This window comes from Halalkalibacter sp. AB-rgal2 (assembly GCF_041821005.1).
Classification (GTDB): domain Bacteria; phylum Bacillota; class Bacilli; order Bacillales; family Bacillaceae_D; genus Halalkalibacter.
This window is the reverse complement of record NZ_JBGUAV010000016.1, coordinates 1-23,789: the sequence shown is the minus strand read 5'-3', so window position 1 is coordinate 23,789 and position 23,789 is coordinate 1. Positions and strand designations below refer to the sequence as shown.

Here is a 23,789-nt window from a genome sequence, read left to right as displayed (position 1 = left end):
TTTTTTATGCTCATGCCCTGTCTCGACTTCTTTTCTTTCCCTTAGACAATATTTTGAGAATACTTTGTTTTAAAACGAAAAAAGCTGAAAAACATTAAAAAAAAGGGTTATGTAGGCAAGTTTTTATTTTAATGAGAACGGGGAAATCCAGGTTGAAGTCAGATGATTTTGGTTATTTATTGGTAAAGTGGTGTATAAAAAGGGCGTGTTTACAAACAATACCAACGATTTAATGTTTGTAACCATTCTTTTCGTTACCTAGTCTTAGATTAGTATTGGAATGGTAATCGCGAAATAGTTAACGGAAATACATAAAAAGGAGGAAACAGAAGTGGATAATAATCAACAAAATAATGAGCTTTCTAATTTAGAAAACTTAAAGGATCAACAGTTAGAAACCTTTCGAGTTGATCACAAAGGTACAAAATTAACAACGAACCAAGGCGTACGAGTTTCGAATACTGATGATTCGCTTAAAGCTGGTGAGCGAGGGCCTACCTTGATGGAAGATTTTCATTTTCGGGAGAAAATGACTCATTTTGATCATGAGCGTATTCCTGAACGAGTCGTTCACGCACGTGGTTTTGGAGCTCATGGCTACTTTCAAGTGTACGAACCGATGACAGAATTTACGAAAGCTACATTTTTACAAGACCCGTCTGTTAAAACTCCTGTTTTTGTACGATTCTCAACAGTTGTTGGATCTCGAGGTTCTGCAGATACGGTTCGTGATGTCCGAGGGTTTGCAACGAAGTTTTATACTGAAGACGGAAATTATGATTTAGTTGCCAACAATATTCCGATATTTTTTATACAAGATGCAATAAAGTTTCCAGATGTCGTACATGCTATTAAACCAGAACCACATAATGAAATTCCACAAGCTTCTGCAGCTCACGATACATTTTGGGATTTCGTAGTAAGTAATACTGAAACGGCTCATATGATCATGTGGTTGTTATCTGACCGCGGTATTCCAAGAAGTTTTCGAATGATGGAAGGGTTTGGTGTTAATACTTTTAGGTTTGTGAATGAGCAAGGGAAGGCACGTTTTGTGAAGTTTCATTGGAAGCCTTTACTAGGAGTGCATTCTCTTACTTGGGATGAAGCTCAAAAGCTAGCTGGGAAAGATCCTGACTTTCTCCGGCGTGACCTATGGGAAGCGATAAATATGGGAGAATATCCTGAATTTGAGCTTGGAGTCCAATTGATCGAAGAAGATGAAGAATTTAAGTTTGATTTTGATATTCTCGATGCAACGAAATTTTGGCCAGAAGAACAGGTCCCCGTTAAGATTATCGGAAAAATGACCTTAAACAAAAATCAAGATAACTTTTTTGCGGAGACTGAACAAGTAGCTTTCCATCCTGGTCATGTAGTGCCAGGAATTGATTTTAGTAATGATCCCTTACTGCAGGGACGGTTATTTTCTTATACGGATACTCAGTTGCTCCGTTTAGGAGGACCCAATTTCCATGAGATTCCAATTAATTGTCCGATTGCTTCTATAAATAATAATCAACGCGATGGTTTTCATCGGATGACGATCGACAAAGGTGCCGTGAGTTATTCACCAAATTCACTTCGAAATAACTCTCCCCAACCAGCATCTGATAAAGAGCATGGATACACACATTATGCTGAAAAAGTAGAAGGGCAAAAAATCAGGAAACGTAGTGATAGCTTTAATGATCATTATCGTCAAGCTACTCTTTTTTGGAATAGTATGTCACCAGCCGAAAAGAAACACATTATTAAAGCTTTTCATTTTGAAGTTGGAAAGGTGCAGGACAAACAAATCAAACAGCGTGTTGTTGAAATGTTTAATAACGTGGATAGTCAATTAGCGATTCAAATTGCTGAAGGAATTGGTGTGAATCCTCCTGCGAATCAAGGAGAAACTGGAGTAACAACCTCCTCACCAGCGGTAAGTCAAGAAAATACAGTGAAGCAAGCGAAAACGAGAAAGGTTGCCATTCTGATTGAAAATGGCTTTAACTTTAATGAGGTAACACAAGTCATGACTGGATTATCTGCAGTGGGAGTTCATGCCGACCTTATTAGTAAAAACTTAGGCATGATTACAAGCGTAGAAAGTCAGAAACTTGAAGCGAATAAGAGTTATGCTACCAGTGGAGCGATTATGTACGATGCACTTTATATTCCTGGTGGGAAGAGATCTATAGATCTATTGATGACTCATAAAGAGGCTAAGGACTTTATCAATGATGCTTTTGTCCATGCTAAACCAATTGGAGCTACGAATGAAGGTGTCGACCTTTTAGGTTCATCTGAGGCTCAACGAACATTGTTAGCAGACCTTGAATCTGGAGCTCAAATATTTACAGATATGGGGATTGTGACAGTTCGGAACGAAACGGATTTAAGTGCGTTTCAACAAGAATTTATCAATGCCATTGCACTGCACCGCCATTGGCTGCGGGAAAATCAAGATGGGAAAATGAGTGGTTAATTAATCAGGTGGAAGATTTCACCTGATTTTAACTTTCAAAAAAGCATTCTTAAAGTTTGGGGTGAACTAAAAAAGGTTTTAACAAGATGATATGTTGTCACATTTTCTTTAACTTATTCCAATTTCCATGCCATTATTAGAGGTTGTCAATGGTTTAGCGGAATACCGATTGTTCGTCTTGAAAAGTACAATGCTCGATTAAAGTAAAAAAAGGTAAAAAACAATAAATATGTATGTTAGCGAGCAAACTTACGCATCATATACGAGTAAGACCAAATACATCTTAAAGGGGAGTTTCTTATGCAACAAAACCAGCAAGCACAACAAGCAGCGCAACAAGCTCAGCAGGCCATTCAACAAGCACAACAAGCCGTTCAACAAGCGACGCAACAGGCGAATCCACAAGCGATTCAACAAGCACAGCAACAATTGCAACAAGCTCAACAACAAATGCAACAAGCGCAAAATAGTGCTCAGCCGGCCCAACAACAGCAATTCCAACAAGTACAGCAAGAATTACAACAGGCTACACAACAACTTCAGCAAGCACAACAACAACAAAATCAACAACAATAATTTAAATTCTATTTTACTAATGCAAAGAGGGTGTCGTAAGGACATCCTCTTTTGTTTAGGTTTAAATGTAATTTGTAACACATATTTTATTAAGAGATGAGACGATTTTTAAAAGGAAGAGAGCCTGTTTCGTTGATAGTATAGAAGCATAATGGACTGGATCAAGATCTTTCTGACAAGGGCATTTCGATAATCTTAGATGGGCTATTGATCGAAGTCCTGTCCTGATCGAACCGAACCCTATGCTATGTTCGCGAAACAAGTGTAGACATGGTTTTGGATTAGTTAGCAGAGATAAATCTAAAGAGAGAAGAATAGGATTTAAGCTAACGGGATCTTTAGTTTATAATAACAAATGGGGAAAGGTTGTAAGAAGAACTGCTCCTCTTACCTACTGGTAAAAAAAGTTGCCACATATACCAGTTAAGCAACTTTGTACATTTGATTTATAATTAAAGTTCAGCAGAGGCATGACTAACCCATGTGACAAGCTGTTCGAAATCAACTGTATCTCCTTTGTGTATTTTCATTGTCTTTCTTTCAGGAGGTCCGTTAAATACTCCCTCTGGAAGATCTAATGTTACGGCATTGAAAATAGTAAAGCTAACTGCTGTTTTGGAAGTTGAGATAACAGCAGCGTATTTCCCGTTTTTTAAAAAATGTGGCTTTTTGTATTGAATACGTCCATGTACATCTGGTATTGCTTGGTGAACGGTTTCAAGTAGATTAGTAACAATTTCACTCTGCCAGGGTTCATTTAATGTATCAATAAAATCAGTTATTTCTTGGTTCATTTTTTCATGCTCCTTATCAATGATTTATTAGTATAAATTATTCAACAAATTGAGTTGATCTTGTAAAATAGCATCCATCAAGGGCATTGAAAAAGTTTGGTTTCAACTTTTACGGTACCCTCTCAGCAATGTGTAAAACCGTTGCCTATTTGTAGCTCGGAATGTCGTTTGTAAAAAACTCACTGATTGGTGTTTCACCTTATGTAGATGATCCATTTCGGCAATTCATTGCTCGATTTCGTAAAAGGGTTCTTTCATGTTCATTCTTGGTCAGTGAAGCAGCACGTTCAAATTCACTACGAGCCTCATCATATCTCCCTAGCTTCACTAAAAGATCACCTCGTATACTAGGTAAAAGATGATAGCTTTTTAAAGATGGATTAGAATAGAGTTTATCTACTATTTGGATGCCAAAGTCCGGGCCAAATGCCATAGAAATAGCTACTGCTCTGTTTAATTCCACGATTGGTGAAGGCATCACTCTCGAAAGAGCTTCGTAAAGAGCTGCAATTCGTGGCCAATTTGTCTCTTCTTCAGAAGGCGCAAGAGCATGGCAAGCAGAGATAGATGCTTGCAATGAATAGGGGCCAAGTGACTTCCCTAGCTTTTTGCTACGCTCAAGTGCTGCTATGCCACGTCGGATCAATAATTGATCCCACTGAGCCCTTTTTTGGTTCTTGAGAAGAATAGGTTCACCTTTAGAATTCACTCGCGTTTTAAACCTTGAAAACTGAATTTCCATTAAGGAGACAAGTCCATGGACTTCCGGTTCAGTAGGTGCCATTTCGGCTAGAACACGTCCTAATCTTAGTGCTTCTTGACATAGAAAAGGGCGAATGCATTGGTCACCAGAAGTTGCAGAATAACCTTCATTAAACATAAGGTAAATCACTTCAAGGACTGTTGATAATCGCTTCATAAGTTCCTCTCCAACAGGAACCTCAAAAGGTACGCTTTTTTCGTTTAACGTTCTTTTCGCACGGACAATTCTTTGAGCAATAGTGGATTCTGTGACGAGAAATGAATGCGCAATTTCCTCCGTGGTAAGTCCGCATATTAAGCGCAGAGTCAAAGCAACTCGTGCATCCTGTGATAATACGGGATGACAGGTCATAAAAATCAGACGGAGGAGATCGTCATCAATCTCCTCATCTAATACATCATTCATATCCCGGACAGTAAATAAATCACTATGACTAGCAATTTCTTTATATTTTTGATCCTGTACGTTCATTCTGCGTAACAGATCAATTGCACGACGTTTAGCGGTTGTCATCAGCCATGCACCAGGGTTTTCAGGTATACCAACTTGCTCCCATTTTTCAAGAGCAATGACCAATGCATCTTGAGCAAGATCCTCCGCAAGACTAACATCTCTTACTAATTTAGTGAGTTTTGCGATGAGCTTTGGCGATTCTATCCTCCAAATCGCTTCAATCGTTCGATGTGTTAGTGATACACTCACGCCTTCTTAAGCTCCTCTCGAAGTTCAGCCTCTTTTACTAATAATTCTGGGTTATCCGTCAAATCCTCTGGTTCAAATACTTGTCTAAGCTCAATCTCACCCTGTCCAAATCCATGTGGGTCTGGCATACGTAATGCCCATTCAATCGCTTCTTCTCTAGATTTAACTTCGATCAATGTATAACCTGCAATTAATTCTTTAGCCTCCGTAAATGGACCGTCCATAATTCTTGGTTTTTCACCAGGCTCCGGATAGGAAATCCTTATACCATTCTTGCTAGGCTGAAGTCCATCACCAGCCAGTAAAACACCTGCTTTTACCAACTCTTCGTTATAATTTTGCATCGCTTCAATAAGCTCAGGACTAGGCATTATTCCTGCCTCTGAATCTGAAGTGGCTTTTACAATCATCATAAACCTCATAATTAACTACCTCCTATTTTATCGTGAAGCATTTTATCAAAGTCGCATAATCGCACAAATGATAAGCTTCTATTTATACAACGAGTATGTGTTAATGAAATCGACACAAATCCGAATTTTTTTACATATTTTATTAATGATTAGCCAAAAAGAATGATGTAAGCTCCGGTGATATCTTTTTTGTATTCAACTTCTTAGTATGGCCGAGACCCTTTTTACTCAATAGTTGAGCGTTAGGGAGTACGTCTGCTAATGCTTGAGCGCTATTTCGTAAGGAAGCAGGGCTCTCTGTCCCTTCTATTACGAGCGTTGGAACCTTGACACTGTTCTTCCATGTAGCAGGCAATTTCTTTCCTTCCATATATCCTTCCAATAATGCAGCATCATAGGCGAGTGTATGCGCAACTGCCATCAGATTAGACCACACGCCTGGTATTATCCGCATCATGCTGACAACAAATGAAGGAGCTCCCATCCCTTTGGTCATGAAATACTTAATGGCCGTAGCCCGTTCATTATTGGAAATTAAGTCTGTCGTATGCTTCGTAAAGTCTTTTGGTGGCTTACGATCTCCTTCCTTTACTACGAAAGGAGGTTCATGTAGAGCCAATTTGGTAATGTTTACTCCTTTGTCTGCTGCCCTCAGTGCAAGAGCAGCTCCAGAAGATAATCCCCACACATAAGCAGCACCACCTGCCTCGTCAATTAATGCTTGAAGATCTTCTATTTCTCGTTCAACATCATACGGCTGAGTATCACCGCTATCTCCTCGGCCCCGTCTGTCATAGTTGTAAACCGTAAAGTACTCTGATAACAGGTATGCCAATTCAACTTGCTGTGGGAATTTACGGTAGCTAAATGCACCTCCGACTAATATGAGGGCCGTTCCTTGACCAACTTTGTCAAAAGCAATTTTTGTTCCGTCTTTCGATGTAACTGAATACATAAGTTTCCTCCTTTGTCGGTGTATTGTTATTAAGATAGCTAGCTTCTAATATTCACATATTTTCTATGCCTCTAATAGGACGACGAGAAACGATATTCAAAATCGACAAATTTTAAAAAAAGATTTATAAATTCTTGGCTTTATGGATATCGAATAACATCATACATTATGGTTCTTTGCATCTTAAATACGCCAATTATGTATGAATATCCTTTAAAAAAGGTTGAGTTTTTGAGGTAGTTCTTTGACTAAAGTAGTTTCTTAAGAAAAGGGGATGGTGGTGAAGCTGTTGAACGTTAGAATAAAACGATATAAGCAAGGAAAAATAATTCGACCCGTATAAATGGTTGAATAACGCAATCCATGAGAAATTTCTAACGAGCCTAGATGTTAAAATACGAACTACATAGTGGAGGTTAGAATGTATGAAAGGTTATGGAGGCGATACGATGATTACGAGAGCGATACAAATGACCATTTTTGTGAGGGATCGACAGAAGGCTAAAGCCTTTTATACTGAAAAGCTAGGTTTTACAGTACGTGATGAGGTTGAATTTTCACCAGGTTTTCATTATTTAACGGTTTCTCCAAATAAAAATAATGAGACTGTCATTGAACTCGTGCAGGCTAATACTGAGGAAGAAATGAAGCTAATTGGAAAGCAGGCAGGAGAGCAAATAGTGATTATGTTCCAATCGAATGACATTGAAAAGGATTATTTAGAAATGAAGGGTAGAGGTGTGGTATTTCATAGTGCACCACAAGATGTTCCTGGTGGGAAAGGTGCTGGGTTTGAGGATTTATATGGAAACAAATATGATTTGTTTCAACTAGAAAAAAATAGTTGAACGTTTTATTTATATGTTTCGTATAACCATTTCCGTTCTGGAAGTGGCTTTTTTTTAGAATTTATAAGTATGGCAGTAGCAGAATGCAAAGGTCACATGCTCGATGCGGTTTCTCATTCCTCTATTTCTCCCCTCATTCCCTGTTTCATGTCGTTATGGTTTCCTCATTCCTCTATTTAAGCTAAATGAATCCAAAAGGAGCCATAAAAGCCAAAATAGCGGAATGAGGACTACATTTTCTTATAAGGAAGTGTTTTTTCTCTTATTTAGAGGAATGAGGATTACCTTTGTTCGTTTGCACTGTGTAAGTAGGTTCGCAAAAGCTGTCGTTTTTCTTAGCTAAAGAATGTATTTTAGAGTTGCTTTTGTTTAAATCATTAAGTCGCATTAATATAAATGTAATCGTTTTTCTTGACAGTGCGTTATTTTGATTTTTAACTATGTGGAAGGGGGAGCATTATGAATAGAGAGAAAATGTGTAAACAAATTCGAATTTTTAGCTTGATTATGCTTGTTTTCTTCATCATGGCTTGTTCATCTGATGGAGAGAATAAGGAAGGAACTCAAGAACTGAAACCAGATAATGTGACATTAATTACAAAGGTTCTTCCGTTAGGTGAAGTTGCGTATGCGATTGCAATTGATTTTGAGGAAGAGGTCCATTCATCGACAATTTCAGAAGCGAGCTTTGAAGTAGAGGTTATGAAAGATGAGGAGATGGAATCGAGAACGATTTCATCTGTGTATACAAACGAACAAGCAGAAATCAGCCAGATGAGCAGGCCAGGTCGATTTGTCATAATTGAACTAGATACGAGTGATCCGAATGCGAGTATGCTTACGTTCCAACATGAAGCTTTTTTACATACGAGGAAGGAGCTTGCTTATACGGTTACTCAGAAGGAAGATATAACAGTAAGCAGTGGGACTATTTTTGTTGCATCCACAGAAAGAGTTGAGCCACTAGATGTGAAAACGCCAATTGTTGATCAGTTTGGCGAGTTTACGTATCGAAATGAAGTAGGGAGTGAGATGCCATATCGATTGTTCGAACCAACTACAAAGTCTAATGAAGAGTATCCTCTTGTATTATTTTTACATGGCTCAGGAGAACGGGGAACTGATAACGCTTTACAGCTTCTAGGAAATCAAAGTGCACTAGTATGGGCTAATTCTGAGCAACAGGCGAACAACCCAGCCTATGTCTTAGCACCTCAAGCACCGGCACATGAGGAGTTGACGGCCTACTGGACAGAAAAGCCTAATGATTCATTGTTAGAGGAGGTACTAGAGGATGTTATGGAGCAATATCCTATTGATCGAGATCGTATCTACGTGACGGGTGTTTCCAATGGGGGGATTGGCACATGGCATATTGCTTTGAAGCGACCTGATTTATTTGCGGCGGCCGTTCCTGTTTGTGGCATAGCTATTATAGCTAATTATTCAATTGGAGAGCCTTATACGCCTTTAGAAGATCCATCTGAATTAGAACCGGTCAAAGATATGCCTATTTGGGTATTCCATGCAGCTGATGATCATCTTGTTGATGTCCGATTCAGCAGAGACGCCGTTGTGGCGCTTAAATCGATTGGTGGGAGAACGATTCATTATACGGAGTATCCAGAAGGAGCAGTAGAACCAGATGGTCACTTTGCCTGGATTCCCGCTTATCAAAATCAAGAAATGATTGACTGGGTATTTCAACAATCAAAATGAAATGAGAATCTAAGTGTATAAGGAAAAAGACTTAGGTATTGCTTTAATGAGACATGGAACGAAAACTAGCTGATACGCCTACTGTTCAAAGGTTTCAAGGGTGCTATTTGTCCGTGTTTGTTAGAGATATTTCTTATGCTATACTAGTAACAATCTCATTGAACTAAAGAGTGCGAACATAAAATAGGAAATTCCTCCTATCCAAATAAATGAGTTAAGTTTTTTTATGTTTAATATGGGGTTAACTTCCATATTATAATGGAAGTTTCCTGAACATCATTCAACCCCTATGATTTAAAGGGTGTCTAGCCAGAAGTGTTCTGTATAAGGTCAGTCGTGTAAAGAAAGGAGGATCATGGAATGGTACGTATTGCAATAGTGGAAGATGAAACTAGTTATCAGGAACAGCTCATTGAATTCCTAAGAAAGTTTCAAAAAGAGAATGAAGTAACGATTGAATTTGAAACGTATTCTGATGGTGATGAATTTATTGATCATTATAAAGCGCAATTCGATATAATCTTAATGGATGTTCAAATGCCACTTATGGATGGGATGTCAGCAGCAGAAGAAATTCGAAAGATAGATTCAGAAGTCGTTATTATGTTTATTACGAATATGGCGCAATATGCGATTAAAGGATATGCAGTAGATGCATTGGACTATGTGTTAAAGCCGATTACGTACTTTTCGTTTTCTGAACGTTTGATTAGAGCTCTTGAAAGAATGAAGAAGCGTGAATCCAGCTTTATTACGATAAAATTAAAAGGTGGAATGGTAAGGCTGGAGCTTTCAGATGTGTATTATGTGGAAAGCCAGGGCCATAAGCTAATTTTCTATACAAAAGAAGGAGAGTTTACGTCTTCTGGAGCTATGAAGGATTTAGAAGAAGAATTATCAGAGTATCATTTCTTCCGTGGACATAAAGGCTACTTGATTAACTTGGAGCACGTAGATGGAATGAATGATAGTTATGCTGTTGTGAAAGGGAATGAGCTTCCTGTAAGTCGCACAAAAAGGAAGGCATTCTTAGAAGCTTTAGCTGATCATTGGGGAGATGTCATTAAATGAACGAGCTTTTTCCAGAAATACCTAGGCTGTACACGGCATTTGCCGAATGGCTAGCATGTATCGTCTATATTTCAATATTGAAAAGAAGGTTAAGTGGTTGGAGGTTAATAGCCTGTGCAAGCGGCGCTTTAATTGTACAATCTGTGTTCCTCGTTGTGACTAGAGATTTACCGATCATTTTTTGGGTGCCTAGCATGCTTGTCGCTGTTGGGATGATGTTTTTACTTATCTATATGTGCTGTGATATCACGGCGACCGAAGCAGGATATTTTAGTGTGAAAGCTTTTGTTGTAGCTGAATTAGTCGCATCCTTACAATGGCAAGTTCATTTTTATTTATGGAGTGGTGAAAGTAGTCATAAGCTATTTGAAATCATTCTGTTAATGGTTATGTATGGGCTTGTCTTTTTTGTCATTTGGCTATTAGAGAAACGTCATATACCTGAAGAAGGCAAGCTAAATATAAGGCAACGAGAGTTATGGTCTACAGTTGTGATTGGTGCAGCTGTCTTTTTTATAAGTAATTTAAGCTTTGTGACAGCTAGAACGCCTTTTAGTGGACAATATGCACAAGAAATATTAAATATTCGCACCTTGGTCGACTTAGGTGGGTACGCGATTTTGTATGCTTACCATATTCAACTGAATGAGTTAAGGGTTAGACATGAGCTAGAAGCAATGCAAAATATTCTTCAAAATCAATATTCACAATATCAACAATCGAAGGAAAGCATTGAATTAATTAATTATAAGTACCATGATCTAAAGAATCAGATTATCGCTCTTCGGGCGGAAGAAGATCCGGAAAAAAGAAATGCCTATCTGAATGAAATGGAGGATGGGATAAAAGCGTTTGAAGCACAGAACAAAACAGGTAATAAAGTGTTAGATACTTTGTTAGCAAGTAAACATATGTATTGCATTAAAAATGGCATTACCTTAACGTGTGTAGCCGACGGAACATTACTTAATGATATGGATGTTATAGATATTTGTACGATTTTTGGAAATGCGCTTGATAATGCTATTGAGTACGAAATGCAGGTTGAAAATGAAGAAAAAAGATTAATCCATGTTTCATTATTTAGTCAAAAAGGTTTTTTGATGATTCGTTTTGAAAATTACTATGAAGGAGACTTGAAGCTCGAAGGTGATTTGCCGGTTACGACTAAGAAGGATAAATCTTATCATGGGTATGGTCTAAAAAGTATTCGCTATACCGTCCAAAAGTATGATGGTGTCGTCAATGTCGGACAAAGGAACAATTGGTTTGAATTAAAGGTTTTAATTCCGAAGAACGATAGATAAATGATGAAGAAAAATAAATTAAATGCTATGAATAAAGCTTGGGTCCCTGTTAAGGATTGATCCAAGTTCTTTTTTGTCTACTGTTCATGCAAAAAATGCTACCGTTTATGAGATTGTCCTGCAAAAATTGATTAATATGCTAGATTTAATTTTATAGTTTTGAAGGGAAGTAACGTTTATACATAAATGAATACCTTTTCATTAAGTGGTGTTATTGTACTGCGTTGTATAAACTTTCTCTCCCTATGATGTTGGAAGGGGGGCTATGAACGTTTCGCTTCAAAGGAATTGAAGGTGCTTTCATTTTGAGAGCTTAAAATGATGTTATTGAGTAAGGAAGGGGTAAGGGATTATGAAAATGATGTTTAAAAATGCAACTGTGTTAATGACAGTGCTCATTTCCTCATTTCTACTAATGGCGTGCACAGATGATGATGCCGCTGGAGGAGATCCAATCGAACCTGAAGAACTTGGTTCAGGAGAGGTGAAATGGGAAGAGACAGAAACTGAAGATGGGTATGTTATTGTCACAAATGATGATGGAAAAACTTTAGGCTATTCAAAAGATTCAGGAGTGGAACTACTTCAAGTCGATGGATATGCTTTTAAAGATCTAAATAATAACGGTGTTTTAGATCCATATGAAGACTGGAGATTAGAGGCTGATGAAAGAGCGGCTAATTTAGCGTCATTATTGTCTCCGGAAGAAATAGCTGGTTTGATGCTATATAGCTCCCATGTATCTAGTGTTTCTGAGGAGCTTGAAGAGGATCAAATTGAATTCTTAGACATTGGTGGTCGTGCAATGTTAAACGCTGCTAATTCAGCAAGTACAACTGATACAGTAAAGTGGAATAATGCGATGCAGGCATATGCAGAAGCGACGGGTTATGGTATTCCGGTTATTACAAGTACTGACCCAAGAGAGGGTGGAGTTTCTGGTATTCCTTCTAATCTAGCATTAGCTGCGACTTTTGATTCTGAACTTGTTCAAGAGATGGGTAATTTAACTTCTATCGAGTATCGTTTACTTGGTATTGGAACGTTACTTGGACCGCAAATTGATATTGCTACTGAGCCACGTTGGAATCGAGTGGATGGAACATTTGGTGAAGATCCGGCACTAGCTAGAGATCTGACAAGTGCATTTGTTCATGGTGTACAATCCACATTTGATGAAGATGGGAATGATCTTGGCTGGGGTCCTTATAGCCTGAATACGATGATTAAGCATTGGCCAGGAGACGGAGCAGCTGAAGGTGGTCGTGAAGGTCATTCATTCAGAGGGAATGCTCAAGTATATCCAGGTGGACAATTTGATACACACCTCATACCATTCGTAGACGGTGGATTTAACCTAGATGGAGAAACAGAATCTACTACGTCCGTCATGGCATCGTATTCGATTGCCTTTGAAGAGGATGAAACGTATGGTGAGTTAGTTGGTACGGCATTTAGCGATTACAAACTAAACGATTTATTACGTGGTCAATATGGGTTTGAAGGTGTTGTTACAACGGATTGGGGTGCGGTTGATGACCTAGAAGGTGGATTTATGCAAGGTAAGCCTTATGGTGTATCTGAATTAGAAAAACCAGAACGTATTTTGAAAGCGATTCAAGCAGGTACGGACCAATTTGGTGGATTGAATGATAGGGACGTTGTTGTTGAAGCCTATGAACTAGGTGTTGAAGAGTTAGGTGAAGATGTAATTGATGAGCGCTTTGAACAGTCAGCGCAGCGCATATTAAATGGTTTCTTCACTATTGGATTATTCGAAAATCCATATGTTGATTTACAAGAGGCGGAATTGACGGTATTAAGTGAAGACAACCAATTGAAAGCTTATGAAGCACAATTAAAATCAATTGTTATGTTGAAGAACTCAAATAATGCCATTTCATCCAATGATAGTGATGAAAAGCAAACTGTTTATGTACCAATGATTTATGTGCCATATGAAGTCGATTATTTTGGTGGAGTAACAGAAGCGGAATGGACATTGCCGGTTGATATTGAACTATTAGAAGAGCACTATAATGTTGTGACGGACACTCCGTCAGAGACATTAACAGGTCCGGAAGACGATGATGGGAATCCAACAGTTGCGGTTGAGGATATTGAACGTGCATCGGCTGGAGACTTAGCATCAGTTGATTTCGCATTGCCGATTATTACAAGTCCTGTGAATGAAGGGAACTATTTTGCTGGATTTGGCTATGACCAAGAAAATGAGGAGTATATTCCAATCTCTTTACAATATGGGGAATATACAGCTGATTCTGAACATGTGCGTCAAGAATCAATCTCTGGAGATATTACGGTCACTGAACAAGTAAGTGGTTATGTTGTAGAAGAAATTGAAGAAAAAGAAAATCGTTCTTATTATGGGAACACGGCAATAATTAAAAATTACGAAGATCTTAATACTGTAAAATATGCAGCGGAAACTGTGCCAGAGGATGTTCCAGTTATTGTTGCTATCAGAGCTGATGGACCGATGATTATGTCTGAAATTGAACCATATGCAGATGCTATTCTTGTGGCGTTCGGATGGAGTACAGGTTCGGGTTATGGAATTGAAGATGAAGCTTTACTTGAAATTGCGGCAGGTAAGGTAGAACCATCGGCCCTATTACCGGTACAAATGCCTGCTAATATGGAAACAGTAGAAGCTCAATATGAGGATGTACCTCGTGATATGGAAAGCTTTGTTGATAGTGAGGGCAATGAGTATGACTTCACATTCGGTCTTGACTGGTCTGGAGTCATTCAAGATGAACGTACTGAAAGATACGATGTTCCAGCATTGGTGACACCAGACAACACAGGTAGTGAGTAAGGGTTTTAAGATAAAGTGAACATTATATAAGGTCTTTAAGGATTGAATTTTGTGTTTAACAGGGCATTGAAAAAGTTTGGTTTTGAACTTTTCAATGCCCTTTAAGCTATGTGAGCAACCGTTTATAAAAAAAATTCTACCGTTCATGCATTTGAAATGTTCAAATAAATATCTATGTTAGAATTTCTTCATAATCACATTAAGAGTTATTTGTAATGAAATGAATACCTTTTCAGTATTAATTTTAAAATCACTCTAATCCTTTGCAAAAGTCAAGTGTTAGGGAGGGAGTAACGCTTTTAATGTGGCGTAAAATGTAAACTACTTATGATATTCGTTTAAGGGGGAAGAAAGAATGGCAGGCAAAAGTAAGAAAAAATTCCGCATTCTTATGAGTGTATTTTTGTCAGTAGTGCTCTTATTGGGGGTAGCAGGAAATGTTGCATTAGCATATTTTTCTGATGTAGTAACGATGTACTTTGATGAAATTGATGTAGAAAGTGCTGAAGCTGTTGAAGCACGTGACCATTCCCAAGGGGTAGCTTCGAAAATCTCAGATGAAGGGATTGTCCTTCTACAAAATAACGAAAATATGCTGCCTTTAACTGAAACGACGCAAATAAACGTGTTCGGGTGGAGCTTCACAAACCCTGTTTATGGTGGAACGGGTTCAGGTAAAGTAAATGCAGATACAGCAGTAAATCCAAAGCAAGGACTTGAAAATGCTGGATTTGAAGTGAACGAACAATTATACAATGATTATGTTGCTACAGGGCTTGAAAGACCTATTATTGATATGGATGGTCAAGACTGGACAATTCCAGAGCCATTAGCTTCAGATTTCTATACAGATGAACGCATGCAACAAGCGGTGGACTTTTCGGATACGGCAGTCATTTTCATTGCTCGTTCGGGTGGTGAAGGGGCCGACCTTCCACGCGTAATGGACGGACCAGATACATTTGATCCAGATGGTGGTTCATTTAGTGCAACAGGTAATCGTTACGGCTTCGAAGATGATCTAGATCCGGATAAACATTATCTTCAGCTAAGTAATCGTGAGCAAGATATGGTTGATATTGTGACAGAGCATTTTGAAAATGTCGTTCTAGTTGTTAATAGTAGTAACACGTTTGAGCTTAGTTGGGTAGATGAATATAGTGAAATTAAAAGTGTCCTCTCTGTTGCGGGTGCAGGACAGAACGGCTTTGATTCATTAGGAAACATTTTGACTGGTGAAGTGAATCCATCTGGTCGCACAGTAGACATCTATACGAGAGACCTTCTCGATCCACCAGCCATGACGAATTTTGGTGATTTCAATTATGTGATTGAAAATGCAGATGGTTCCTACTCTCATGCTGTGGATGAGAGAGATGTCCTTCTGAAGTATGTAGAGTATACAGAAGGAATTTATGTTGGGTATCGTTTTTATGAGACGGCCGCAGCCGAAGGGATTATTAATTACGATGATGAAGTTCAATTCCCGTTTGGATATGGATTAAGCTATACAACGTTCGAACAAGAAGTCGTACCAGGTAGTTTGAATTGGGATGATGAAACGATTTCCTTCGATGTAAGTGTCACAAACACAGGATCTGTAGCTGGTAAGGAAGTTATACAAGCATATTTTTCAGCTCCATACACTGGAAATATCGAAAGGTCAGCTATTGATTTAGCTGCATTTGATAAAACAGATATCATTGATCCAGGTGAGTCTGAAACGGTAAATATTTCATTTGCAGTAGAAGATATGGCTGCTTTTGACTATAACAGAATCTACAGCGACACAGGCTCATATGTGCTTGAAGAAGGGGAATACACGATTTATTTAAATAGTAATTCTAATGAGGTTATTGAAGAAGTTGAGTCAAGAACGTTAGAAGAAGTTGTTTTTGATAATGGACGTTCTACAGATGATCAAGTTCCTGTCAATCAGTTTGAAGAACTTGAAGCAGGAGAGGGAAGTATCGCCACGTACCTTTCTAGAGAAAATGGATTTGAAAATATGGATGAACTCGTTAATCACGAAGAATTTACTGTGATGACAGATGATGGTGAAGAAACAGTACGAGGTAAGCTTGTAGACGAAGATTTTGTTCATTTGGTGAACAAAAATCGTTATGAAATTCCGGAAGATACAATGACGGAAGCACCTACAACGGGTGTCGATAATGGATTGATGTTAGATGAGTTTACGGGTGTGGACTTTCATGATGAGAGCTGGGATGATCTACTTGATCAACTATCTGTAAATGATATGGTTGATCTGGTAACTCTTGGTGGTTATCGAACGGTTGAAATTGAAACTGTAGGCAAGCCTGTTACCCATGATTATGATGGACCATCAGGTATTACAGCGTACACGTCAAGATCAGATACGTCAGGCACGGCATTCCCGGCAGGTGTCATGCTTGCACAAACATGGAATATCGATTTAGCGACACAAATGGGTGAATCTGTCGGCGCAGAAGGGCAAGCGTACAATGTAACAGGTTGGTATGCACCAGGAATAAACATTCATCGTTCTGCATTTAGCGGAAGAAACTTTGAATATTATTCTGAGGACCCACTTGTATCAGGTAAGATGGCAGCAAACAAAATTGAAGGTTTTGAAAGTCAAGGTGGATTTGTTTACATGAAACACTTTGCGCTTAATGACCAAGAGGAAAACCGTACACTCGGTTTGATGACTTGGGCGAATGAGCAAACGGTTCGTGATATTTACTTGAAGCCATTTGAAATTGCCGTGAAAGAAGGCGGAGCAAGTGGTGTTATGTCAGGGTTTAATAGTATCGGGACCGTTTGGGCTGGTGCAAGCTCTAATCTACTACAAGAAGTATTACGTAATGAATGGGGCTTCCGTGGTCATGTGAACACAGACTTCTTCTTAGGAGATTTCTACCCTTACATGGTAGCTGAACTTGGCTTCCGTAACGGAAATGACCTTTTACTCACTGGTACAGCACCAGTCGGGGTACCTGAGGTGAATACTAGCAGTAATGATACTTTATGGGCAATGAGAGATGCTTCTCACAACATTCTTTATACAGTAGCGAACAGTGGTGCAATTGATGATCCTTTAAGTAGCGATATGCCGACTTGGGTGAAGGTTACAATTGCAGTAGATATCGCGCTCCTTGCTGCTATTATCGGTGGATTCTATTTCACATTCCGCAAGCCCAAGATTAAAGTTGATCCTGCAAGTAATTAGATCCATGATAATTGATTAAACATTTTGTTAGGTAGAGTTTCAGGTTGTGTGTGCTTTTAGTATTTAACAAACCTGTATAACAAAAATAATAGGGTTGGCGGTACTCTTCTTGAGTGCCGCCAAATTTCAAAAAGAGGTATGTGCAATGAAATACAACGATCTGATTAAAAAGATGACCTTAGAGGAAAAAGCATCCTTAATGTCAGGGAAAGACTTCTGGCAAACAGATAGTATAGAACGTCTAGGTATTAAAAGTATGTTTCTTGCTGATGGACCACATGGTATTCGAAAGCAAGCAGAGGCAGCTGATCATTTAGGTCTTAATGAAAGTATTCCCGCAACGTGCTTTCCAACAGCTGCGACTGTAGCGAATAGCTGGAATGAAGAGCTCGTAGAAAAAGTTGGTGAATATCTTGGGGAAGAGGCTGTGTCACAGAACGTAAATGTGCTTCTAGGACCAGGAATTAATATGAAAAGAAGTCCCCTTGCTGGAAGGAATTTCGAATATTTTAGTGAAGATCCTTATCTTGCTGGGAAGTTGGCTGCTGGAATGATTAAGGGCATTCAATCTCACGGTATATCAGCTTGTGTTAAACATTTTGCGGTTAATAACCAAGAGGAAAGACGGATGTCCATTGATACGATCGTTGATGAAAGAACGTTACGAGAAATTTATTTAACTGCATTTGAAATAGCGATTAAAGAAGGCCAATCAAAGACGGTTATGTCTGCTTATAATATGTTAAATGGCGCGTATACAAATGAGAATATCCATTTAATGAGAGAAATTTTACGAGATGAATGGGAGTATGAAGGTGTCGTTGTAACTGACTGGGGAGGTAGTAACGATCGCGTTGCTGGGTTGATTGCAGGGAATGAATTAGAAATGCCTACAACAACAGGTGAAACGGACAAGGAAATCATTGAAGCGATAAACAAGGGTCTCATTACAGAAGATATATTAGATGAATGTGTAGATCGTTTACTCGATTTATTGTTTACAACGGAGAAAGTATTTGAGAAGGAAACAAAGGAATTCGACATTAACGAACACCATCAAATGGCTCAGAAAGTAGCAGAAGAATCTATTGTTTTATTGAAAAATGAAGAAAATATACTACCATTGAAGCAAAATGAAAAAGTGGCTGTTATTGGGGATTTTGCTCAAGAAGCAAGGTATCAAGGGGCAGGATCATCCATTGTGAATCCAACCGTATTGGACAATACATTAGAGTCACTTGAAGAATCAGGTTTAACGTATATCGGATTTGAAAAAGGCTTTGATAGATATGGAAAGAAAAGCAAGAAACAAATAGATAAAGCATGCGAATTAGCAAAAGAAGCTGATGTCGTCCTTCTATATATCGGTTTAGATGAAGTGACAGAAGCAGAAGGGCTTGATCGTCAAAGCATGAGCATTCCTGAAAACCAAATTGAATTAATTCAAGCCTTACACAAGGTGAATGCGAATATTGTAGCCGTACTTTCGTGTGGAGCAGCGGTCGAAATGCCTTGGATTGGAAAAGTCAAAGGGGTGCTACACAGTTATTTAAGCGGACAAGCAGGGGCAAAGGCGATATTAAGAACGATAGTAGGAGAGGTCAATCCGTCTGGTAAATTAGCGGAAACATATCCGATTAAACATGAAGATACACCTGCCTATTATCACTTCCCTGGTAAAGAAGTGAGTGTTGAATATAGAGAAGGTCCTTTCATAGGATACCGCTATTATGATACAGCCAATGTGAAGGTGCTTTTCCCATTTGGTTACGGTTTAAGCTATACGACGTTTGAGTATTCGGAAGTTCAAGTGGATAAGGGTGGTGTGACGTTTAATATAACCAATACAGGTGATCTAGCAGGGAGCGAAGTAGCCCAATTATATGTTGGCTGTCAATCTACTAATATATTTAGACCGAAGAAGGAATTGAAAGGTTTTACGAAAGTGTTCCTAAATCCAGGCGAAACAAAATCAGTCACGATTCCATTTGATGATAAAACATTCCGCTATTTTAATGTCAAAACGAACCAATGGGAAATAGAGGAAGCTTCTTATAACATTATGATAGGTGCGTCGTGTTCAGATATTAGATTAGAAGAAACTTTAGTTGTAGAAGGTACAGGAGCTCCTCTTCCATATGATAAGGATGTGTTGCCGTCCTATTATTCAGGGGAAGCGAACCAAGTTAGTATAGAAGAATTTGAGGCTCTGTTAGGCTATAAGGTTCCGGTATCTACATGGGACCGAACAGTACCACTAGGATATAATGATACGATTGCCCAATGCCAATATGCGAAGGGATTGTTTGCACGTTTTGCTTTTAGAGCCATTACATTATCTCATTCATTCCTATGGAAGATAGGGAAACGAAGTACGGCGAACCTTATTATGATGTCCGTTTATCATATGCCATTTAGAGGGATGGCAAGAATGACTGGTGGAATCATGAATATGCCAATGCTTGATGGTGTTTTAATGATTGTGAATGGGAAGTTCTTTAAAGGTTTACGACATGTGCTAAAAGAACGAAAGAAAATGGTGAAGGCTCAAAAAAAGAGTCAGCATTTAATGAACAATAGTAACAAAGGAGAGGTACTATGAGTAAGGAAAACGTAAAGAAAGCTAGTGCCTTTTCAGGAATCGCCAATTTATGGAATCGGATGAAAACAAAATATCCTAATAGTGTTCAGTTTTTTGTGTTTTTTATGCTGAGTAATGGGATAACGGTTCTCCAATTAGTAATGATGCCAGCGTTTCGGAGTCTGTTTGCTCAAACGACGTTAGTGAGTACTAATTTTCAAATATGGCAAGTTGGTACAAATACAGATGGAAGTCCTTACTATATATTTGACTATGCAGCTGGCCCTATTTCAGAAGGAGGAGGAGGCGGCCTTGCCTTTTTCTTAGCTGTTCAAATTACCATTGCGATTGCACAAATTATTAATTTCTTTGCACAAAGAAGCATTACGTTTAAATCAAACAGTAGTATTTGGAAGGCGGCATTTTGGTATTTTGTTGCCTATGTCATTATAACCATTATTGCTGCAGTTGCTCTAGGCTTCTATCAAACTCCTGTCTATAATTTCTTTATGAGTACGTTAGGATGGGGCGGTTTTGGAGAAACGGTCGCGGATGTTGTAACGATGATTATTAATAGTGCTATTTCTTTCTGGGTGTTCTTCCCTATTTTCAAAATTATCTTTAAACAAGTGCCTGAAGAGCCGAAAAAACCAGAAAAGGTTGTGTGAAAATGAAGTTATTATCAGTAGTTATTCCTTGCTATAATTCTCAAGACTATATGAGGAATTGCATTGAGTCCCTTTTGCCAGGAGCAGAAGATGTTGAGCTAATTATAGTCAACGATGGATCTTATGACAAAACAGCAGAAATTGCTGATAATTATGCAAGAAGATATCCAACGATTGTAAAAGCTATACACCAAACGAATGGTGGACATGGTGAAGCAGTAAATACAGGAATTAAAAACGCAACAGGAATGTATTTCAAGGTTGTAGACAGTGATGATTGGGTAGATATTAGAGCATACCTTGAGGTCTTAAAGACATTAGGTGAGTTTGTCGAAGAAAATAAGTCTGTTGATATGATGATTAGTAATTTTGTCTATGAAAAGGAAGGCGCAAAGTACAAGAAAGTCATGAAATATGATGATGTACTTCCGGAGGATGTTGTCTTTACTTGGGATGATATCAATGATTTTCGTAAAGGACAATATTTGATGATGCATTCTATTATCTACAGGACACAGCTATTAAAAGACTCCGGATTGGAGTTACCTAAGCATACCTTTTATGTAGATAACCTGTATGTTTACTTGCCGCTAGCTCATGTAGAGAAAATCTATTATTTAAATGTTGATTTTTATCGATATTTTATTGGTAGAGAGGATCAGTCTGTGAATGAAAGTGTCATGATTAGGCGAATCGACCAACAAATAAAGGTTAATAAGCTAATGATCGAACAAGTTGATCTTAAAGCGATTAAGAACAGCAAACTTCAACAGTATATGATGCATCAGCTAGAAATTGTTACGGTCATTTCCTCTATATTATTAATTCGTTCAGGAACAAGAGAAAACCTGAAAAAGAAAAAAGAATTGATGAAATATATTAAAGAGAGAGATGAAGTGCTTTATCACAATATTCGTTATGGGTGGATGGGTCATCTTATTAATTTACCAGGACGTTTTGGACGAAGCATTTCTGTAGGTGCATATAAAGTATCGCAAAAATTAGTTGGATTTAATTAAATTCGGATAGGATTAACGAATTGGAAGCATTTATCGAGTCTTTTGAAATGATGTCATTTCATAGTCTAGAAAGATGCTTCCTTTTTTATATGACTTCTAATGTAGTGAATTTACACAAATATTTACTAAAGTTTTTAAAGTGTCTTTTAAAGACACGTGTGTTATTTTTACAGAAATCCTTATTATAAAGAATACAAGTTTCGAAATGAATGAAGTAAAAGACAAATGTAAGCGCATACGATTAAAAGCGATCCTACAAAAGAAAAGAGGTTAAAACATTGAAAACATTTAACAACCCTATCCTTCCTGGTTTTTATCCAGACCCATCAATTTGTCGAGTGAACGATGACTATTATCTTGTCACATCGTCCTTCGCTTATTATCCTGGTGTGCCTATTTTTCATAGTAAGGATTTAGTCAATTGGGAACAGATTGGTCATGTGTTAGATCGACCAACTCAGCTTCCGTTAGATGGGCAAAGACAATCACAAGGTATTTTTGCCCCGACCATTCGTTATTATGATGGTGTGTTCTACATGATTACAACGAATGTTGGTCATGGGGGGAACTTTTTTGTTACGGCGACTGATCCCTCTGGTCCTTGGTCTGATCCTTATTACTTAGATGCTCCAGGTATCGACCCTTCCTTATTTTTCGACGAGGATGGAAAAGTCTACTACACTGGGACAAGGCCTGCGCCTGAAGGGGAGAAATATAGTGGAAATTGGGAGGTATGGCTACAGGAGCTCGATTTAGAAACGAAGCAGCTGGTTGGAGAACCGACTGGGTTGTGGAGAGGTGCATTACGAGATGTGATCTGGCCAGAAGGTCCGCATCTATATAAAGTGAATGGCAGTTATTATTTGTTAATTTCTGAGGCTGGTACAGGACATCACCATGCCGTTTCAGTAGCGCGAAGTGAACATGTTTCAGGCCCCTATGTTGGTAATCCAGGTAATCCGATTTTAACACATAGACACCTTGGCAAAGAGTATCCAATTGTCAATGTTGGGCACTGTGATTTGGTGGATACGCAAAATGGTGAATGGTGGGCAGTTGGGCTTGCATCTCGTATTTATGGTGGATACTATCGAAATCTTGGTAGGGAGACATTCTTACTACCTGTTACATGGGAAGACGGCTGGCCTGTTATGAGTCCGGGAACAGGAAAATTAGAGATGGCGTATCCACTACCTGATTTGCCAACTGTTCAATCGCTGATTCCATCTGTATGTGATCATTTTGAAGAAGAGAAGCTTGATTATATATGGAACTTTATACGTACGCCGAAAGGAAAGTTTTATAGTTTAACAGAACGTCCCGGACATTTAAGCTTGAAGCTTAGACCGCAACAGATATCTGAGCTTGTGCAGCCTAGCTTTGTTGGTAGAAGACAACAGCATATGGACTTTGCCGCTTCTACGGCTATGGAATTTACACCAACGAGTGAAATCGAAGAAGCTGGTATCGTTTTACTTCAAAGCCATGAATACCATTTTAGATTTGTATACACTAAACAAGGCAAACAACAAGTTATGAGGTTGATTAAATGCACAGAGGGGAATGAAGAAGTGCTAAAGGAGCTGCCGATTGATGCGGCGAAAGTGTATTTAAAGGTTCAAGCAAAAGGTCAGGATTATAGTTTCTATTTTGGGGAAACAACAGCTCATTACAAGGCATTGATCGAAAATGTTGATGGGAGAATTTTAAGTACCGATGTAGCTGGGGGGTTTGTAGGAGCCGTATTAGGTATGTATGCTAGTTCTAATGGATCTAGTAGCGATGAGAAAGCCTATTTTGACTGGTTTGAGTATGTAGGAATGGAATGAGTCATAACACAAATC

Annotated in this window: 16 protein-coding genes; 12 read left to right on the top strand and 4 right to left on the bottom strand. The window is 38.5% G+C overall.

The annotated features are described in order from the left end of the window. The first annotated feature begins 331 nt into the window (after positions 1-331). Entirely contained in the window at positions 332-2,473 is a 2,142-nt protein-coding gene (locus ACERJO_RS13155) for a catalase (RefSeq protein WP_373647791.1), read from the top strand. A 300-nt stretch (positions 2,474-2,773) separates the two neighbouring features. Next, a complete protein-coding gene (locus ACERJO_RS13150; RefSeq protein ID WP_373647790.1) occupies positions 2,774-3,049 on the top strand; it encodes a hypothetical protein in 276 nt (91 codons plus the stop codon). Positions 3,050-3,501: 452 nt separating this feature from the next. Here ACERJO_RS13150 and ACERJO_RS13145 read toward each other — a convergent pair whose 3' ends face one another. The 4 genes from ACERJO_RS13145 to ACERJO_RS13130 all read right to left on the bottom strand — a co-directional run bounded on the left by ACERJO_RS13145 (position 3,502) and on the right by ACERJO_RS13130 (position 6,676). Beyond that, complete coding sequence (locus ACERJO_RS13145; protein ID WP_373647788.1) at positions 3,502-3,843, bottom strand: DUF1801 domain-containing protein; 342 nt, start codon at positions 3,841-3,843, stop codon at positions 3,502-3,504. A gap of 199 nt (positions 3,844-4,042) precedes the next feature. After that, positions 4,043-5,308, bottom strand: coding sequence for an RNA polymerase sigma factor (locus tag ACERJO_RS13140; protein WP_373647787.1), 1,266 nt, complete (start codon positions 5,306-5,308; stop codon positions 4,043-4,045). Beyond that, positions 5,305-5,730, bottom strand: a complete 426-nt coding sequence (locus tag ACERJO_RS13135; protein WP_247105801.1) for a YciI family protein — start codon at positions 5,728-5,730, stop codon at positions 5,305-5,307. The genes ACERJO_RS13140 and ACERJO_RS13135 overlap by 4 nt, the downstream gene beginning before the upstream one ends. 133 nt (positions 5,731-5,863) lie before the next feature. Next, positions 5,864-6,676 carry an alpha/beta fold hydrolase gene (locus ACERJO_RS13130; RefSeq protein ID WP_247105800.1) on the bottom strand — a complete coding sequence of 271 codons (813 nt, stop codon included), beginning with the start codon at positions 6,674-6,676 and terminating at the stop codon, positions 5,864-5,866. A gap of 425 nt (positions 6,677-7,101) precedes the next feature. On the opposite strand from ACERJO_RS13130, the gene ACERJO_RS13125 reads away from it, so the two are divergent. The 10 genes from ACERJO_RS13125 to ACERJO_RS13080 all read left to right on the top strand — a co-directional run bounded on the left by ACERJO_RS13125 (position 7,102) and on the right by ACERJO_RS13080 (position 23,774). After that, entirely contained in the window at positions 7,102-7,524 is a 423-nt protein-coding gene (locus ACERJO_RS13125) for a VOC family protein (protein WP_373647785.1), read from the top strand. 459 nt (positions 7,525-7,983) lie between these two features. Then, positions 7,984-9,243: an alpha/beta hydrolase-fold protein gene (locus ACERJO_RS13120; protein WP_373647784.1), complete on the top strand. Its 1,260-nt coding sequence runs from the start codon at positions 7,984-7,986 to the stop codon at positions 9,241-9,243. 360 nt (positions 9,244-9,603) lie between these two features. Continuing rightward, positions 9,604-10,314, top strand: coding sequence for a LytR/AlgR family response regulator transcription factor (locus tag ACERJO_RS13115; protein WP_373647782.1), 711 nt, complete (start codon positions 9,604-9,606; stop codon positions 10,312-10,314). Next, positions 10,311-11,621: a GHKL domain-containing protein gene (locus tag ACERJO_RS13110; protein ID WP_373647781.1), complete on the top strand. Its 1,311-nt coding sequence runs from the start codon at positions 10,311-10,313 to the stop codon at positions 11,619-11,621. Before ACERJO_RS13115 ends, ACERJO_RS13110 begins: the two co-directional genes overlap by 4 nt. A 352-nt stretch (positions 11,622-11,973) precedes the next feature. Further along, positions 11,974-14,463: a glycoside hydrolase family 3 protein gene (locus ACERJO_RS13105; protein ID WP_373647780.1), complete on the top strand. Its 2,490-nt coding sequence runs from the start codon at positions 11,974-11,976 to the stop codon at positions 14,461-14,463. A 355-nt stretch (positions 14,464-14,818) separates the two neighbouring features. Continuing rightward, the gene (locus ACERJO_RS13100; RefSeq protein ID WP_373647778.1) at positions 14,819-17,677 is read left to right on the top strand and encodes a glycoside hydrolase family 3 protein; all 2,859 of its coding nucleotides are present in this window, start codon (positions 14,819-14,821) and stop codon (positions 17,675-17,677) included. Positions 17,678-17,822: 145 nt separating this feature from the next. Then, positions 17,823-20,279, top strand: a complete 2,457-nt coding sequence (locus tag ACERJO_RS13095; RefSeq protein ID WP_373647775.1) for a beta-glucosidase — start codon at positions 17,823-17,825, stop codon at positions 20,277-20,279. After that, positions 20,276-20,926: a hypothetical protein gene (locus tag ACERJO_RS13090; protein ID WP_247105792.1), complete on the top strand. Its 651-nt coding sequence runs from the start codon at positions 20,276-20,278 to the stop codon at positions 20,924-20,926. Before ACERJO_RS13095 ends, ACERJO_RS13090 begins: the two co-directional genes overlap by 4 nt. Before the next feature lie 2 nt (positions 20,927-20,928). Then, positions 20,929-21,945: a glycosyltransferase family 2 protein gene (locus tag ACERJO_RS13085; protein ID WP_373647773.1), complete on the top strand. Its 1,017-nt coding sequence runs from the start codon at positions 20,929-20,931 to the stop codon at positions 21,943-21,945. 278 nt (positions 21,946-22,223) lie between these two features. Then, positions 22,224-23,774 carry a glycoside hydrolase family 43 protein gene (locus ACERJO_RS13080; RefSeq protein ID WP_373647771.1) on the top strand — a complete coding sequence of 517 codons (1,551 nt, stop codon included), beginning with the start codon at positions 22,224-22,226 and terminating at the stop codon, positions 23,772-23,774. Positions 23,775-23,789 lie beyond the last annotated feature (15 nt).

Coding starts and splice junctions, on each gene's coding strand:
- ACERJO_RS13130 (WP_247105800.1), bottom strand. CDS start 6,676: ATGTATTCAGTTACATCGAAAGACGGAACAAAAATTGCTTTTGACAAA.
- ACERJO_RS13145 (WP_373647788.1), bottom strand. CDS start 3,843: ATGAACCAAGAAATAACTGATTTTATTGATACATTAAATGAACCCTGG.
- ACERJO_RS13090 (WP_247105792.1), top strand. CDS start 20,276: ATGAGTAAGGAAAACGTAAAGAAAGCTAGTGCCTTTTCAGGAATCGCC.
- ACERJO_RS13085 (WP_373647773.1), top strand. CDS start 20,929: ATGAAGTTATTATCAGTAGTTATTCCTTGCTATAATTCTCAAGACTAT.
- ACERJO_RS13135 (WP_247105801.1), bottom strand. CDS start 5,730: ATGAGGTTTATGATGATTGTAAAAGCCACTTCAGATTCAGAGGCAGGA.
- ACERJO_RS13105 (WP_373647780.1), top strand. CDS start 11,974: ATGAAAATGATGTTTAAAAATGCAACTGTGTTAATGACAGTGCTCATT.
- ACERJO_RS13150 (WP_373647790.1), top strand. CDS start 2,774: ATGCAACAAAACCAGCAAGCACAACAAGCAGCGCAACAAGCTCAGCAG.
- ACERJO_RS13095 (WP_373647775.1), top strand. CDS start 17,823: ATGAAATACAACGATCTGATTAAAAAGATGACCTTAGAGGAAAAAGCA.
- ACERJO_RS13125 (WP_373647785.1), top strand. CDS start 7,102: ATGAAAGGTTATGGAGGCGATACGATGATTACGAGAGCGATACAAATG.
- ACERJO_RS13110 (WP_373647781.1), top strand. CDS start 10,311: ATGAACGAGCTTTTTCCAGAAATACCTAGGCTGTACACGGCATTTGCC.
- ACERJO_RS13115 (WP_373647782.1), top strand. CDS start 9,604: ATGGTACGTATTGCAATAGTGGAAGATGAAACTAGTTATCAGGAACAG.
- ACERJO_RS13120 (WP_373647784.1), top strand. CDS start 7,984: ATGAATAGAGAGAAAATGTGTAAACAAATTCGAATTTTTAGCTTGATT.
- ACERJO_RS13100 (WP_373647778.1), top strand. CDS start 14,819: ATGGCAGGCAAAAGTAAGAAAAAATTCCGCATTCTTATGAGTGTATTT.